Source organism: Phytohabitans sp. LJ34, from assembly GCF_052068095.1.
In the GTDB taxonomy this organism is placed as follows: domain Bacteria; phylum Actinomycetota; class Actinomycetes; order Mycobacteriales; family Micromonosporaceae; genus Phytohabitans.
On the sequence record NZ_JBQHDG010000004.1, the window covers coordinates 441856 to 456687 of the forward strand.

Here is a 14832-nt window from a genome sequence, read left to right on the forward strand (position 1 = left end):
ATGGACCGGATGCGACAGTGCCTCACCGACCGGTTGGTGCTCCTTGAACGCGAACAAGAGGTGGGTGAGCAGCGCCTGTGCGCCCTGGCGGAGGAGAGCGTGCGTCTCCAGGAGTCCCTGTTGCTGATCAGCGGAGCGATCCAGGTGTTGCGGGAGGTGCTCGGCGGCGAGCCGGGGCCGGAACGGGAGGACGGACATGCAGAAGCGGATCGCGGCTGACCGGCAGCGCACGCCTGACGCCGGCGGTTCCGCCGCCCGCGCACCCGGAGGGCTCGCCCACCTGCAACACACCCTCGGCAACCAAGCGGTGCGCGCCCTGGTCCGGCACCGGGCGGAGTACGAGCGGGACGCGGCGCGCGGCATCCTGCCGCCCGCCGGTCCTTCCACCGGACCGGCACCGGCCCCGCCGGTCGGGGTACTCGCCGAACTCGGCGCCGGCGTTCCACTGCCCGAGCCAGACCGGCTGCGCTGGGAACGGGAGACCGCCGCCGACCTGAGTACGGTCCGGGTGCACCGGGACGGCCGGGCCGCGGCCGCGGCGGCCGGGCTGCACGCGCGGGCGTTCACCGTCGGCGAGCACATCGCGTTCGGCGCCGGCCGGTACGCGCCGGGCACCGGCCCGGGTGACCGGCTGCTCCGCCACGAGCTCGCCCACGTGTTGCAACAGCGTGCCGCGGGCGTGCCGCTGGGGCCGCAGCTCGCCCCGATCGGCGACCCGCTCGACCTGCTCACCGAGGAACCGATACCGGTGCCGCGCGACACGGAGGTCGCCCCGCCCGGCCGGGCGCTGTTGAAAGACGCCACGGGCAACAAGTTCCTGGTCCGCACGCAGATCTTCGACGTGCGTGACCTACCGGACACCCCCGAGATCAACCAACTCCAGATGCACGTCAAGGGTCTCGATCGGAACAAACCGCTGACGATGGCCACGCTCCGCGCGGAAGCCCAGCAGAAGGGCCGGGTGGCGCGTGCGATGCTGGGCCGGCAAGGCGGACGCCTGATACTCGTCGCTGCCGACACCTGGGTACCGCCGCCACACCCGGCCGCGGACGCCAGCCGAGGATGGGTCCACGCCGCAGAGGAAAGCCGGGGTGCCGGCCAGATCATGCTGGCCAATCGGATCCGGGAGACGCTGCGCGCCAGCCGAGCGGGCATGAGCATCAATATCAGCGATAGCGCGGATGCCATGAGGTTCCACGAGCGGGTGTACAAGACGGCCGGGAAGGAAGGCCCGATGGGACGCGCCTACCACCTCGACCGCTCCGAACTCATGAGGGTGCTCGCCGCATTCGACCCGTCGATGGACGAGAACACTCGGCGGATACTGCGCGAGAAGCCGCCCGCCACGGCGAAGGAGCTCGAGGAGGTCCTGGCCCGCAACCGCGGTCCGGCCATCCAGCTCCCGACGGGGCGGCAGGAGAAGGCGCAGGCCGGCGCCAGCGCCGCCGTCGGCGCGTTGAGTGCCCTGGCCGCCTGGTTCAACTCCCGCTTCCGGGACAAGCAGAGCCCGCAGGTCGAGGCCGCCCTGGCACCGTACGCGCAGGCCGCCGCCGCGCACATGGCACAGCGTCCGCACGACGGCGCGCTGTTCCGGATGGCCTACCGGGAGGCGTCCCTGCCGGACACCACGATCACCGGGCCGATGGTCTTCGACCGGATCGAGGTGGGCTACGGGCGTACCCCGGAGGAGGCGATGGCCGACATCCTCGCCGCACCCGCCGCGATGCGCACACCGGGCGAACGCGAGCAACTGCGGTACGAGGAGGTCTGGCAGGAGCCGAAGGCCGCCTCCGGTCCCGCCGACCTGCGCACCCCGTTTCCCCGGCGGATGCTCGCCACGGCTCGCGGCCGCACCATGGTCCTTCAGGACGTGAAGTGGGACCTGGACGGGTTCGACGACGAAGGCAGCACCAGCGTCGCGGTCGGGGCGGCCGACTCGCTGAGCTTCTTCGTGCTGGCCGTGCCGCGCCGGATCGCCCACCACACCATCCCGGTCGGGGAGGTGCCGGTCGCCGGCGGCGCCGCACCCGCGGTCAACCTCGATCCGGCAAACCCGTTCAACGTGCACGCGGTGGCGGTGTTTCCGGCCAACGAGGCCACCCGGGCGGCCTTCGAGCAGGCGCCCGGCCTGGCTCTGAAGGTGCCGTTTCCGGTGCGGGCGAACCTGTCCCTGCTCCGCTGGGTCCGGCCCGACCAGATACTCCTGCCACCCGCGCCGTGACCGGCCTCAACTCGCCTCGGCGAGCCGCCCGCACAGTGCCGCCAAGGTCTCGGGCCCGGCCCCGGCGCCCGCCGCGGCCGCCTGGGCGAACCCGTCTTCGCCCAGCGCCGCCACACCGATCCGGGTGGCTTCGTCGATCGCCCTCTGCTCGGCTGGCGGGGTGTCACGGTTGACCGACAGCAGCAACTCCCGGGCCGCGCCGATCATGGTGGCGGCGAGTGTCGGGACGCGGGTGGCCACGAGCGCGGCGTGCTGCGCCAGCATCAGGGCCGCTTCCTCCTGCGTCCGGCGGTCATGGCGCATCGCGTGCGGCAGCGTCCGCCGCAGCAGCTCGGCCGCCTCGCGGACCCGTCCGATGGCGTGCCACACCAGCGTGCGTCGTAGGTCGACGACGGCCATCGTGCGCAGGTCTTCGCCGGTATCGCCGAGCACATCGACCGCACGGTCGATCGCGGCCGACGCCGCGGCCGTGTCACCGTGCGCCAACCAGATCAGTGCGCCGGTGCTGGCGGCGGTCGCCGCGCCTCGTTGGTGTCCGGCGGACGCGAACAGCGTGGTCGCTTCTTCGGCCCGTTGCGCCGCGTTGCCGAACGAGCCGGCGTCGCGGGCGTTCTCCGCAAGGTTGTTCAAGGTGCGGGCCAGCTCGATCGGACCAGCGCCGCTGCGGCGCTTCGCGATGAGGGCGGCCGCCGTCTGTCGCTCGGCGTCGCGCAGCCGGCCGTCAAACGCCGAGCACACGCCGAGATTGTTGAGCACCCGGGCGAGCATGGCCAGGTCGCGGGCCCGGCGCGCCTGGACCAGCGCGGCTCGTAGGTGGGCGCGGGCCTGCCGCCAGTCGCGCCGTTCCAGGCCGACCCAGCCGAGGAAGAGCCGCGCCTCCGCGAGTCCGATGTGGTCGTCGGGTGCCAGGTGCGCCAATGCCTGCTCGCCGAACCGCTCGGCGGCCTCGGTGTCGCACCGCAACAGGGCCAGCCGGCCCGCGCGGACCAGTCCGGGCCCACCCATACCGGCCCGGCTGAACGCGGTCTGACCCTCGCTGTACCGCCCCGTCAGGTCGTAATGGCGGTAGAGCGCGTCCATGACCTCGGGGGTCAGCAGCGCCGGGTGATCGCGGACGGCGAACTCGACCGCGGCACGGAGATTGTCGGCATCGGCACCCGACAGCACGCGCCCGGGCGCCGGGTCATCGCACCACGCCACGACATTGGCGATGCAGCGGGCCGCGGCCGCACGCCGCACCTCCCCGCCCCAGGCGGCGGCCAGCTCCTCCACCGCGAGCTCACGGACCGCGTCGGGCAGCGTGTACCGGAACGATCCCGCGTCCTCGGCGACGTTGACGAGGTTTGTCTGCACCAACTCCTCCACCGCCGGGAGGCAGCAGTCCGCGTCGAGGTCCACGGCCGTGGCCACGGACTCGAGATCGGTCAGCCGTACCCCGCCGGGAAACGCGGCGAACCACCCGAAGACCGTCCGCGTGGTGGGTGTGACGAGCTCGAGGCTCGACTCGATGGCGCCGCGCAGCGACCGGTGCCGCTCCGGCAGGTCGACCGGCCCGCCAGCGAGGATCTGTAGTCGCCGATCGAGCCGGCTGGCGAGCTCGCGCACGCTCAACACCCGCATCCGGGCCGCGGCCAGCTCGATGGCGAGCGGCAAGCCCTCGAGGCGGCGGCAGATGTCGACCACCGCCTCGTGGTCCACGCCGCCGACCGTCCACGCCGGATTGACCGCGGCGGCACGGCGTGCGAACAGCTCGGCGGCCGCGGGGGCGGCCAGGGGCGGAAGGCGCAGCTCGCGCTCGCCGCTGACCCGCCAGGGGCGCTGGCTGGTGGCCAAGACGGTCAGCCGGGCACAACGGCGTACCAGCGAGGAAACCAGGGGTGCGGCCGCGACGGTGCGCTCGACACAGTCGAGGACGAGCAGCGCCCGCCGGTCGCGGAGCTCGGCCGCGATACGGTCCTGCACGGCCAGCCTCGACCGCCCGCCGGCACCGACCACCTGCGCGATCAGCTCGCCGAGCTGGGCCGGGTCGGTAACCGCCGCGGCCTCGAGGGTGTATATAGACAGCGGCGCTCCCACCCGGGCGGTGCTGATCATCTCCGCGACGAGCCGGGTTTTGCCTACACCAGCGGCGCCGACCACCGTAACGATCCGATGCCGCTCGCCGAGCACCAAGTCGACGAGGGTGGCAAGATGCCGCTCGCGACCGATCAGGTCACCGCGAGCCGCCTTACCCGCACCGGCGAGCGGCGGGGACGGCGCCGCCGCCCGCCCCTGCGCCGCGGCGGCGAAAGCGACGAGTTCAACCCCGTTCAACCCGAGGATTTCGGCCAGCGCCGCGACGGTGTGGCGGCGCGGACTCTTGGTCGCTCCCCGTTCGAGATCGCGCAAGGCGCGCTCGCTGAGCCCACTGCGCCGGGCCACGACGGCCTGGCTCAGGCCCACCGCCGCCCGATGGCGCAACAACAGCTCGCCGAACGCGTCCCCCGCGACGGAGTCGACCACACGAACAAGATACGTGGGTGGAGACCACGCGGGTGCGCGACCGGCAGCCATCTGACAGACGGCCCGCCGGCTAGCGGATGCACACTAGACCGCCTCGAGCAGCAGCCGGGCGAGCTCGACGGGCATGGTGATCATGCAGTCGTGGCCGGTCGGTAGCTCCCGTAGCCGGTCGCCTGCTGGGACGGGACGCCGGGTGATGCCCGCCGGCTGGCCCTTGACGCAGTGGACGTGTGTGCGTGGGATCGCGTGCGCGGCCGGGTTGTCCAGCCGGACCGGCTCTTGGAGGGACCGCGCCGGGTGGTCCGACAGCATCGAGCGCAACCAGGCGACGTCGTCGGGATCGATGACGCCGAACAAGCCGATCGGCGGCGGCTGCTCCGGCATCGGCGGAACCCGCCAGCCGTCGACGGCGAGGTCGATGAGCTGCTTGGTGATCGGAAGGACGTCGACCGCGGTCTCGCCGTCTTCGGGGACCATCGCGTCGAGGAACACCAGGTGCGCGATCCGCTGCGGGGCCCGGTTGGCAACTCCCGATATGACCATCCCGGAGTAGCTGTGCCCGACGAGCACGACGTCGTCGAGACGCTCGTCTTCGATCAGGCCGGCGACGTCGTCGATGTGGGTGCCGAGCCCGACCGCAGGGCCCAGTAGGTGTGCCTTGTCGCCGTAGCCGGTCAGCGACGGCGCGAGCACCCGGTGCCCAGCCGACTCCAGGAGCGGGACCATCCGGTCCCAGCTCCGCCCGCTGTGCCAGGCGCCGTGTACCAGTAGAAATGTGGCCATGGCCGTTTGGTTCCTCCTCGTGCCTCGGTACCGTTGGGTAACCGGAAGCATCATGATCTCCGCGACGCGCCCCCGGCAATACGGCACATTTCGGTGACCCGGTTCTCAGGAGGTAACCAGTGCAGGACCCGTGTCAGGCCCGCGAAGTCCTCGGCATCGTCGGGGACAAGTGGGCGCTGCTGATCGTGCGCATGCTCAAGGACGGGCCGCAGCGCTTCACCGAGCTCAAGCGGGCCATCGACGGCATCAGCCAGCGCATGCTCACCGTGACGCTGCGCGACCTCGAGCGCGACGGGATCCTGACGCGCACGGTCCGCGAGGTAATGCCGCCGCACGTCAGCTACGAGCTGACCACGATGGGCCGGACCCTGCGCGAGGCCACCGCGCCGCTGCTCGAGTGGAGCATCACGCACCTCCCCCACATCGACGCCGCCCGTGCGGCATACGACAACCGGTAACGACGGTCGATGCGCGGAGCGCGGCACGGAGAGGTCGCCTAGGTGACCAGGCCCTAGCGGTAGGCGTAAACCACGGCCTGGACCCGGTCGCGCACGCCGCGGCCGAGCGCGGCGCCTGCTCCTCTCCGGGCCACCTCCGTGGGCGCGCGGCGCTCGGTCCGCCGCACCACCCACGCGTACGTGAGCACGGCGATCACCGCCGTGGCCGCCCCGAAAAGCAGCGTGAGCCAGGGATTGCCGTTCACCGCGGCGACCGCCTGACCGCCGGCCAAAGCGATCGCGGCGACGGCGAGCAGCTGCTTCAACAGTCGCATGTGGACTCCTATATAGAACGGCGCGGCCGCCTCACCGCCGTCGCGGCCCGTCACTATCTCTGCTCGGAGTCAGGACGTGTCGGGTCCGGTCCCCGATCCAGGCCGCTTCGAGGATCGCGGTCAGGCTGGCGGTGTCGGTCGGGCCTGGATGGTTCTGGATCAAGCGGGTGATGCCACTGGCCATCTCCGCGAAGCGCGGGAGGTCGGCGCGTGCCACGCCGATGTCCGCCAAGGTGGTAGGGATGCCGATGTCGACAAGGAGCCCGTCGAGCCAGGTGAGGAACGTGTCCGCGGCCTCGGCATCCGAGGCGTCGGTCACGTCGAGCCCGCACACCCCGGCGAGGATGGTCAACCGGTCGCCGATGGCATCCCTGGCCGCGTCCAGCGCATAGGGCAGCAGCAGCCCGACGCCCAGGCCGTGCGGCGTGTGGGTGGCTGCGCCGATGACGTACTGGAGGGCGTGCGGGGCCGCGTTGCCCGCGTGGGAAAACGCGAGCCCGGCGAGCATGGACCCATAGGACATGTCCGCGCGTGCGTCCGTGTCGCCTCCGTCCCTGACGGCACGGCGCAAGCTGCGGGCGATCCGCTCCGCGGCTAGGAGCGCGTAGTGATCGGTGATCGGGTTGCGGCCGAGGAAGACCTGCTCCACCGGGTCGCGCGGTCCGTGAGCCCGGGGTCGCGCGGTGTAGCTCTCCACCGCGTGACAAAACGCGTCGATGCCGGAGTGGGCGGTGACGGTCGCCGGGCAGGTGTAGGTGAGCTCGGGGTCGACGATGGCGAAGTCGGGCACGATGTGGACGCTGGAGACCCCCACCTTCAGCTCGCGGTCCGGGTCGGTCAACACCGAGACCGGCGTGAGCTCGGAGCCGGTGCCTGAGGTCGTCGGGACCGCGACGAGAGGCATCGTCGGCCCCGGCACCTTCGACTCGCCGTAGAAGTCGCGCGGCGTCCCACCGTGGCGCCGGATGACGCCGACGATTTTGGCGAGGTCGATCACCGTGCCACCCCCGATGGCGAGGATCACGTCGGCGTCCACCTCCGCGGCGGCCGAGACGGCCAGGGTGACATCGGCCAGTGGCACGTCCGGAGTCGCGTCGGCAAACACCTCGACGACCTCGGCCTTCTCCCGCACGGCGGCCACGATCTCGGCCACGCCCGGCTGCCCCAGAAGAACCCGGTCGGTCACGACGAGGACTCGCGAGCCACACTCGGCCACCACTCGTGGGATGTTCTGCGCGACCCCTTCGCCCACCATCAGCTGGCGTGGTCCGCGGACGGTCTCAAGCATGTCAGTACCTCTCTGGAACGCCGGCGGCGATTTGCTGGTCGGACGTCCAGGTCACCTGCACGACCGGGACGGCGTCGAGGCCGGTCACGGTAGGTCGATCGCCGCGTAGGTGACGTCGAGGTACTCGAGGATGCCCTCGTGCGACCCCTCCTTGCCGATCCCGGACTGCTTCACGCCTCCGAACGGAGCTGACGGGTCCGAGATCAGACCACGGTTGATGCCGACCATCCCCGTCTCCAGCCCCTCGGTGAACCGGAGCGCCCGCTGGAGGTCCCGGGTGAAGACGTATCCGACCAGGCCGTGCTCGGTGTCGTTGGCCTTCGCCATCACCTCGTCGTCGGACGTGAACGAGATGATCGGCGCCACCGGGCCGAAGATCTCCGCCTCCAACATCCGCGCGTCTTCGGGCACGTCGACGAGGACCGTAGGCGGGTAGAAGTGGCCCGGCCCATCCGGACGCTCGCCGCCCACCAACACACGGGCGCCGCGATCGACCGCGTCGGCGACGAGCTCGTCGATCTTGGTGGCCGAGGCCTCGTCGATCAACGCCCCGACGTCCACGCCGTCGTCGAGACCATGGCCCACCGAAAGCGCGCCCATCCGCTCGGCGAAGCGCGCCGTGAACTCCTCGCGCACCGGCTCTTCGACGTAGATTCGGTTGGCCGCGATGCAGGACTGCCCGATGTTGCGCATCTTGGCCACCATGGCACCGTCGAGCGCGACGTCCAGGTCCGCGTCGGCACACACGATCAAGGCCGCGTTGCCGCCCAGTTCCATGGAGGTGCGCAGCACGTTGTCCGCCGCCTGTCGGAGCAGCACGCGCCCGACCTCGGTCGACCCGGTGAACGAGAGCTTGCGGGTCCGACGGTCGGCCAGCAGGGCTGAGACCACCGCGCCGGCACGCTTGGTCGTCACCACGTTGACGACGCCCGGGGGAACGCCGACCTCCTCCATGATGCGGGCCAGGAACAGCATGGTGAGTGGCGTCTGACCCGCTGGCTTGGTGATCGTCGTGCAGCCCGCCGCCAGCGCAGGAGCGATCTTGCGGGCACCCATGGCCAACGGAAAGTTCCAGGGCGTCACGAAGACGCACGGTCCGACCGGCTTCGGCACGGTGAGGATGCGATATCCGCCAGCGGGAGCGGTGTTGTAGCGCCCCTCGACGCGCACCGCCTCCTCGGCAAACCAACGGAAGAACTCGGCGCCGTAGGCCACCTCTGCCCGAGCCTCGGCGAGCGGCTTGCCCATCTCGAGCGTTATCAGCCGGGCGACCTGCTCGGATCGCTCGGTCAGTGCCCGGTACGTCGCGGTCAACAACTCGGACCGTTTTCGCGGCGGGGTCGCCGCCCACTCCGCCAGTGCCTTGCTCGCCACGTCCAGAGCGGCGAGCCCGTCGACGACGTCGGCGTCCGCCACCTCGGCGATGGTCTTGCCGGTGGCCGGGTCCTCGACGGCAAAGGTGGCTCCGCTGGCGGCGTCGCGCCAGGCGTCGCCAATCCGGAGCCGCCGGTGCTCGGGGGCCAGGACGTTCATCGGGTCACTCATCGCGTCGCCTCCTGTGATGCTTCTGGTGATGCCCAGCGAGACCTCAGCGATCGCGCCACGCGCGGCCGCATGTTGACGGCGCCGTCCCGCGCGGGTTACCTCCCGGCCTCGGACAGCGCCAGCCCGGTGCCCGCATCGAACAGGTGCGCACGGTCCAGGTCGACCGTGACGAGCAGCCGCTCGCCCGGCGTACCGGTGACGGTGGGTCGTGCCTTGACCTTGAGGATCACCGTCCCCACTCGGACGTCGACCACCGTTCGGTCACCGAGTGGCTCGAGCCCGTAGAGCTCACCCGACAACGACGCGTTCCCACGCTGCTCGACGGACAGGTCCTCGGCGCGCACGCCCAGCAGCAGCGGAAGACCGTCCTCGGCCGTGGTCCAACGGGGTCGCGGCAGCGTCCAGCCTTCCGCCCCGACCAGACGATCGCCCTCGGCGTGGCAGGCGAGCAGGCTGATCGGCGGGCTCCCGACGAAGCCTGCGACCCACTGGTTGGCTGGACGCTCGTACACCTCGGTCGGCGTTCCGACCTGTTGCACCTTCCCCTCCTTGAGGACCGCGACCTGGTCGGCCATGGACAGGGCCTCGACCTGGTCGTTGGTCACGTAGACGAAGGTTCCTCCGAGGCTCCGGTGGATGCGGGTGAGCTCGGTGCGCATCTCGACGCGGAGCTTGAGGTCGAGGTTCGTCAGCGGCTCGTCCATGAGAAACGCGCGTGGGCGACGGACCAGCGCCCGGGCCAGGGCGACACGCTGCATCTCACCGCCCGACAACTGCGCGGGACGACGCTGAAGCAGGCGTTCGATGTGCAGCAGGCTCGAGACCTGCTCGACGGCAGCGGCGATCTCGCTCGAAGAACGGCGGCGTGCCCGCAGCGGCGAAGCGATGTTCTCGTACGCCGTGTGTCGCGGGTAGAGGGCGTAGCTCTGGAAGACCATGGCCAGGTCGCGTGCGGCCGGGGTGTCAGCGGTCGCGTCCCTCCCGTCCAGATGCACCGACCCGGCGTCAAGCGTCTCAAGGCCGGCGATCGCCCGCAGGGTCGTCGTCTTGCCTGCCCCGGAGGGCCCGAGCACGACGAAGAACGAGCCGTCCGGCACGTCCAGCGTCACCCCGTCCAGGGCCTGGACCGCACCGAAGGACTTGCGCAGCCCGTGCACTGTCACGGTTCCCATCAGGCCACCAACTCTTCCGTGTTCAGGTCGTAGACCGCCGGGGTCCCGCCGGCGTGCCGCAGTCCGACCGAGGCGTCAGCGGCGAAGCGGACAGTCGTTGGCATCCGAACCCGTACGTCGCGCTGGCCGCCGTGGTCGACCACGTAGATGATCTCGTCGCCCAGCCACTCCGCCGAGACCACGCGGGCCGGGACTGAACGCTCCGCTCCTGGTTCTGTGACTTCCAGCGCCTCCGGCCGGACGCCTGCGACGAGGGAACGGTCGCGTGGCAGGCCTGGCGGTGGCGTGAGGACCAGTCCGCCCTTGCTGCGCAGCTCCCCGTCGGCCACCTCCACCTCGATCAGGTTCATCGGCGGGGAGCCGATGAACTCGGCGCAGAAAAGACTCGCCGGACGGTTGTAGACCTCCAGCGGCGTGCCGATCTGCTCGACGCGGCCTTTGTTGAGGATGGCGATTCTGTGACCGAGCGACATCGCTTCGACCTGGTCGTGGGTGACGTAGACCATCGTGGTCCCCAGCTGCCCCTGGAGGTGTTTGATCTCCGTGCGCATGTCCGCCCGCAGCTCCGCGTCCAGATTGGTCAGAGGTTCGTCCATAAGGAATGCGCGTGGACGCCGCACCAGGGCGCGAGCAAGCGCGACGCGCTGCTGCTCCCCGCCGGACAGCCGGCGCGGTCGCCGGTCCATGAGCGGACCAAGCCGCATCAGCCGGGCGGCCTCGTCGACCCGCTTGCGCACCTCCGCCTTGGGCAGTCCCTCGGCCCGCAGTGGAAACGCCAGGTTGTCGCGGGTCCTCAGATGCGGGTAGAGAGCGTAGAACTGGAACACCATGGCGATGTCGCGCTCGGCGGGCGGCAGGTCGTTGACCAGCGTGTTGCCGATGCGGATGTCGCCCGTCGTCTGCCTCTCCAGGCCGGCTATGGCGCGCAGCGTGGTCGTCTTGCCGCAACCCGAAGGGCCGAGCATCACGAACAGCTCGCCGTCGACGATGGACAGGTCCACATGGTCAACTGCGACCGTCCCGTCCGGGTAGCGCTTGTGCAGGGCGGTCACCTCGATGCCCGCCATCAGCGTCGCACCGCCCCGAGGGTCACACCGGCGACGAGGTGCTTGCGCACCAGGTAGGCAAAGACGAGCACCGGTAGGGCGAACACTACGGAGGAAGCGGCCACCAGACCCCAGTCCACAGTGGTGCCACCGATGAGGCCGGCGATGGCGGGTGGGGCCGTCCGCACGTCGTCGCTGGAGGTGAGGAAGATGGCGAACACGAACTCGTTCCACGAGAAGATGAGTGCGAAGACCGCCGTCGCGGCGATGCCGGGCACGAGCAGGGGGAGGGTAAATTTCCAGAACGCCTGCAAGCGGGTGTAGCCGTCGAGCATGGCGGCATCTTCGTACTCCGCGGGCACCTCGTCGACGAACCCCTTCATCATCCAGATCGTGAACGGGAGGTTGAACGCGGTGTAGATGAGGATCAGGCCGAGTTGGGTGTTGATGAGCCCGACTTGGCGGTACATGAGGAAGATCGGGATCACGACCACCACGGGCGGCATGAAGCGGGTGGACAGGATGAAGAACAGCTGGTCCTTCTTGGCCTTCACGGCGAGGCGTGAGTAGGCCCAGGCCGCCGGGACCCCCAGCACGGTGGCCAGCACCGTGGAGACCCCGGCGACCACGACGGAGTTGAGGAACGAGACGGACAAGCCCGAGCGACCACCGCCGGAGGAGACGAACACGTCCTTGAAATGGTCCAAAGTGACCTTGAAGTCGAAGAACTTGGCCGGGATGGCGTAGACGTCCCGGTTCTCCTTGATGGATGTTTCGATCATCCACAGGACCGGAAAGAGCATGACGACGGCCAGCACGGTCAGCAGCGCGACCTCCATCACGGAGCGGCCCCGGCTGCCAAGGCGGCGCGTAGGGGGCGGGTGATCCGGGACAGGACCTGTGGACACGGCGTCGTCGACGGAGACGGCCATTAGTTCTCCTTGAGCCTGTTCAAGTAGCGCAGGTAGAGCTGCGTGAGGATGATGACGACGAGGACCATGAGGATCCCGTACGCCGAGGCGGTGCCGGTGTTGAAGCCCAGGAAGGCGACCTTGTAGACGTGGAACGACAACGTCTCGGTGGACACCCCCGGCCCTCCGCTGGTGAGGATGTAGACGAGGTCGAACAGCCGGAAGGCCTCGATGGCCCTGAACAGCACGGCAATGAGGAGCAGCGGCCACACCAGCGGAAGAGTGATGGTGCGGAACCGGAACCACTCGGACGCCCGGTCGATCGAGGCGGCCTCGTACAAGTACTTGGGGACCGCGGTAAGGCCCGCGAGTGCGATGAGCATGATGAACGGCGTCCATTGCCAGGTGTCGACCACGATCAGGGAAAGCAATGCCGTTCGCTGCTGGGTGAGCCACTCCACCTGCCCCAGGCCGAGCGAGTCGAGCATGCTGTTGATCACGCCGAACTGCGCGTCGAGCATGAATCGCCAGAACAGCCCGACCACGACCGGCGACAGCATCATCGGAACCAGGAACAGTGTGGTCAGCAATCCTCGCCCGTGCGTGCGCCGTGAGATCAGGTAGGCGATGCCGAAACCGAGCACGGTCTGGAGGGTGACCGCACCGACCACATAGATCAACGTCGTCAAAGCCCTCTGGTGGACCTGCGCCGAAGTCAGGACGGCGGTGTAGTTCTGGAACCAGACGAGATTGGCGGGCCCTCCACGGGTGGCCGAGTAGTCGGTGAAAGACAGGTACAACGCCCACAGCAACGGGAACACCGACATCGCGAGCAACAGCAGCAGCGCGGGGGAGATGAAGGCCACGGCGAGCCAGCGGTCGCTCAATCGGCGGGACCGCCCCGGTGCAGGCGGCGCCGCAGACGCCACCTGCCCGGGGTGATCGGTCGTCAGAGGGACGAGGTCACTCACAGCCCGCCGCCGCCCTTGCGGCCGCTGTCGAGCACCTTCTGCTGCTCCTTGGCGATCTCGTCGAGCGCGTCCTTCGGACTCTTCGCGCCGTTGAGAGCCGCGTTCACGTTGGTGTTCTCAATGTCGACGAGGCGCGCGTACTCGGGCACGTTCCACATGTCCCGCAAACGCGGAACCGAGTCGGTGTACACCTTGTTGAACGGCGCGGCATTGAGGAACTCGGGCGACTCCAGGGCGTCCGTGCGCGATGGCACGCCACCGGCCGCGGCCCACATCTTCTGGATGTCAGCCTGCTCGAACCACTTCATGAAGTTCAGTGCCTCCGCCTGGTTCTTCTCGGCGGCGTAGGCCGATATGTGCATCCCCATGCCGCCGAGCGGCACCAGGTTCGTCTTCTGGGTCGGCAAGGTGGCAAAACCCAGCTTGTCGAGAATCTTCTCCCGCGAGGTGCCGAGCGTCGACTGCTTCGGGTCAAGCAGGCCGCCGCTCGCGGCGATCCATTGGAACGCGATGCATGCCTTGCCCTGGGCGACCGCCGCGTTGACCTCGTCGATGAACCAGTTGCCGGAGCCCTTGGCGGTCAGCGGCTTCATCTTGTTGACCAGGACGTCCATCGCCTCCTGCCCCGCCGCGTCGTTGAGGACGCCCTCGATCTTGCGGTCCTTGGAGTTCCAAAGGTTGCCGCCGTAGACGCCGTTGACCGTGTTGTAGGTGACGGCCGCGGCGTCGGAGCCGTTGGCCTGGTGGAAAGCCAGCCCGCTGACGCCCGGGTTGTCCGCCTGGCACTTCTCGGCGGCCGAAATCATCTCGTCCCAGGTCTGCGGTGGCTTGTCGCCGATCAGGTCCTTGCGGTAGATCATCGTCCAGGTGTCGCCGAGCAGCGGCAGGCCGTACAGGCTCGCGTTCTCGTCGCGCTGCCCGGTCTCCGCCTGGGGGAACTGGCCGTAGGCCGCCAGCAGGTACGGGTTGTAGGCCTTGACGTCGATGTTCTGCTTGACGAAGTCGGTGATGTCGAGGATGTTGCCGTTCGTCACGGCCTCGCCGATGTGTTGCGAGTCCAGGATCGCGATGTCGAAGTCGGTCTTGCGCGCGGCGAACTGGGTGAACATCGCGTCGTGCCAGTTCGCGTTCGGCACGGTGTTGACCTTGACGGTCACGTTTGGCCGAATCTTCTTGTACTCCGCGTTCGCGAAGGCTTCCAGCGCCTGGGCAGGGGGCCACTCGAACCAGACGAAGCTGAGGGTCAGCGGATCCTGGGTGAGCGTCGGGATGGTCGCCGGTGCCTTGGGGGCGCTCGCCTCCGCGCCGTCGTCCTCGCCGCCGCCGCAAGCCGCCACGGTCGTGGCCACCAGCATGGCCGCCGTCGCTAGCCGCACCCTTCGACCGAGTCGTCCTATTCGCTTTTGATGCCGCATCTTCTGGCCTGCTTTCTGGGTGGGGGACTTCTGGAGTTGCTGGGTTGGTCAGGCGTATTGCCGTGCTGTCGGAGGGCCGACCCGCAGACCGGCGTCACGAGTACGCCGCGACGTACTGGGTCTTCATGCAGTCGAGAAGTCCTTCGGTCCGTGCGCGGCCCGGTGGCGAACCGAGCAGGACGTCGAGCATGCTCATGGGAGCTTCA

The 14832-nt window shown here is 69.5% G+C and carries 12 protein-coding genes and 1 pseudogene; 3 read left to right on the plus strand and 10 right to left on the minus strand.

What is annotated here, in order from left to right:
- Complete coding sequence (locus ACTMTJ_RS09745; RefSeq protein ID WP_441215816.1) at nt 1–219, plus strand: hypothetical protein; 219 nt, start codon at nt 1–3, stop codon at nt 217–219.
- Entirely contained in the window at nt 197–2221 is a 2025-nt protein-coding gene (locus ACTMTJ_RS09750; protein ID WP_441215817.1) for an eCIS core domain-containing protein, read from the plus strand. Before ACTMTJ_RS09745 ends, ACTMTJ_RS09750 begins: the two co-directional genes overlap by 23 nt.
- 6 nt (nt 2222–2227) lie before the next feature.
- Here ACTMTJ_RS09750 and ACTMTJ_RS09755 read toward each other — a convergent pair whose 3' ends face one another.
- Together ACTMTJ_RS09755 and ACTMTJ_RS09760 are read right to left on the minus strand one after the other, a co-directional pair.
- A complete protein-coding gene (locus ACTMTJ_RS09755; RefSeq protein ID WP_441215818.1) occupies nt 2228–4723 on the minus strand; it encodes an ATP-binding protein in 2496 nt (831 codons plus the stop codon).
- An 84-nt stretch (nt 4724–4807) separates the two neighbouring features.
- Complete coding sequence (locus tag ACTMTJ_RS09760; protein ID WP_441215819.1) at nt 4808–5506, minus strand: alpha/beta fold hydrolase; 699 nt, start codon at nt 5504–5506, stop codon at nt 4808–4810.
- A 119-nt stretch (nt 5507–5625) separates the two neighbouring features.
- Between ACTMTJ_RS09760 and ACTMTJ_RS09765 the strand changes: the two genes are divergently transcribed.
- On the plus strand, nt 5626–5964 hold the full coding sequence (locus ACTMTJ_RS09765; RefSeq protein WP_178063181.1) for a winged helix-turn-helix transcriptional regulator: 339 nt from the start codon (nt 5626–5628) through the stop codon (nt 5962–5964).
- 92 nt (nt 5965–6056) lie between these two features.
- On the opposite strand, the pseudogene ACTMTJ_RS09770 reads toward ACTMTJ_RS09765, so the two are convergent.
- From ACTMTJ_RS09770 to ACTMTJ_RS09805, 8 genes and pseudogenes are all read right to left on the minus strand, one after another.
- A pseudogene (locus ACTMTJ_RS09770) lies at nt 6057–6278 on the minus strand (CPBP family intramembrane glutamate endopeptidase); the annotation flags it as partial.
- 31 nt (nt 6279–6309) lie between these two features.
- Complete coding sequence (locus tag ACTMTJ_RS09775) at nt 6310–7566, minus strand: iron-containing alcohol dehydrogenase (RefSeq protein WP_441215820.1); 1257 nt, start codon at nt 7564–7566, stop codon at nt 6310–6312.
- Between the two features lie 84 nt (nt 7567–7650).
- Nucleotides 7651–9111, minus strand: coding sequence for an NAD-dependent succinate-semialdehyde dehydrogenase (locus ACTMTJ_RS09780; RefSeq protein ID WP_441215821.1), 1461 nt, complete (start codon nt 9109–9111; stop codon nt 7651–7653).
- Between the two features lie 95 nt (nt 9112–9206).
- Nucleotides 9207–10268, minus strand: coding sequence for an ABC transporter ATP-binding protein (locus ACTMTJ_RS09785; RefSeq protein ID WP_441215822.1), 1062 nt, complete (start codon nt 10266–10268; stop codon nt 9207–9209).
- Between the two features lie 14 nt (nt 10269–10282).
- A complete protein-coding gene (locus tag ACTMTJ_RS09790; RefSeq protein WP_441215823.1) occupies nt 10283–11350 on the minus strand; it encodes an ABC transporter ATP-binding protein in 1068 nt (355 codons plus the stop codon).
- The gene (locus ACTMTJ_RS09795) at nt 11350–12261 is read right to left on the minus strand and encodes a carbohydrate ABC transporter permease (protein WP_441215824.1); all 912 of its coding nucleotides are present in this window, start codon (nt 12259–12261) and stop codon (nt 11350–11352) included. The genes ACTMTJ_RS09790 and ACTMTJ_RS09795 overlap by 1 nt, the downstream gene beginning before the upstream one ends.
- Entirely contained in the window at nt 12261–13211 is a 951-nt protein-coding gene (locus ACTMTJ_RS09800) for a carbohydrate ABC transporter permease (protein ID WP_441215825.1), read from the minus strand. Before ACTMTJ_RS09800 ends, ACTMTJ_RS09795 begins: the two co-directional genes overlap by 1 nt.
- The gene (locus tag ACTMTJ_RS09805) at nt 13208–14626 is read right to left on the minus strand and encodes an extracellular solute-binding protein (protein WP_441215826.1); all 1419 of its coding nucleotides are present in this window, start codon (nt 14624–14626) and stop codon (nt 13208–13210) included. The genes ACTMTJ_RS09800 and ACTMTJ_RS09805 overlap by 4 nt, the downstream gene beginning before the upstream one ends.
- Nucleotides 14627–14832 lie beyond the last annotated feature (206 nt).